Below are 744 nucleotides of genomic sequence, written 5' to 3'. Positions count from 1 at the left end.
GGTTTTATCGACGAATACGTTTTAGCGATCATTGGTATGGGTAACTTATGTGATGCTTATGGCGATCACAACCGTGCTCTACGTTACTACCAAAAGATCGACGCGATTGATCACGCCATCAGCAGTCGCTCACTTCGTTTGCGTTACAAACTGTATATGCTCGCCTGTTACATCAGTCTAAAACGCGTGGCCGAAGCCAGCGAATTATTGGGTGAATGTGAAGAGCTCAGCATCCTAGTAAGCGACAAAAACCTCGCCGCTCAAACGCATTTGTATCGCGCTAAATTGCATCGTCTGCAAGAAGAGTATTCCGAAGCGCTGCTTTCCATATCCAGCATTAAGTACACCACCGGAAGTGCGACCACCTATTGGCTCTCAACCATGGTCAAAATTGAAACGGCCTATTGCTTGAATGGTGTTGGCCACACTTCGTTGGCTAATTTGCTGTTGGAGTCCATTGGGAAGCGAATTAAAAAGCATTCTTCGCCCATTCTTGCGAAACGTTTTTACAACGCAATGAGCAAAGTCAGTGCGTCACAAGGGCAGTTTCAGCAAGCTTTAAGCTGTGAGAAACGCGCTTTTCGTATTGAATCAGACTTAATAAAACACATCCCAATCAGCGAATTGGGCGCGGCTCAACTGCGTCGATTGTCTCGCTTTGAATTACAGTTAAAACTCATTCTGTCTGATATTGAAAATAAAGAGCTTAAAGAGACGACCAAACAACACAAAAATACCGTAGCT

At 44.6% G+C, this 744-nt stretch carries 1 pseudogene; it reads left to right on the top strand.

Annotation, left to right across the window (positions count from 1 at the left end):
• A pseudogene (locus tag R8N47_RS24880) lies at positions 1–744 on the top strand (GGDEF domain-containing protein); the annotation flags it as partial.

Source organism: Vibrio sp. 2132-1 (assembly GCF_033344315.1).
The sequence above is the reverse complement of the archived record's forward strand: the minus strand, read 5'-3'. Positions and strand labels throughout refer to the sequence as shown.